We start from the raw sequence: 311 nt of genomic DNA on the forward strand, positions 1-311 counted from the left end.
CGCCGCGGCGGCGGTAGAGCGCCCCGTTCTGGTCCTGGTAGAGGCGGTCGTCGTCGAAGCCGCCGAACCCGTCGATGGCATCGTCCGCCAGGGGGCCGCCCTGCTGCGCGAGGGCGCCGGGCCCGCTTCCGGCAAGGAGGAGGCTCGTCAGCGAGCCGGTGAGCAGCGTGCGCCGCGTCAGGATGGTGTGAGACATGGGTTTCGAGACGCCCCTGTGCCGGCGCGCGGCCGCGAGGGGCGCGACGGCCGTTCCGGAGCGGGGCCGGTCTGCGGCCAAGCTCGCTTCAGGCCCTCCTAGCAAAGATTGCGCG

General features: G+C 74.0%; 1 pseudogene. It reads right to left on the minus strand.

What is annotated here, in order from left to right:
- Positions 1-196 (minus strand): annotated as a pseudogene (locus ACLBXP_RS25545) (L,D-transpeptidase); the annotation flags it as partial.
- Positions 197-311: the final 115 nt, after the last annotated feature.

The organism is Methylobacterium sp. A54F (assembly GCF_053346035.1).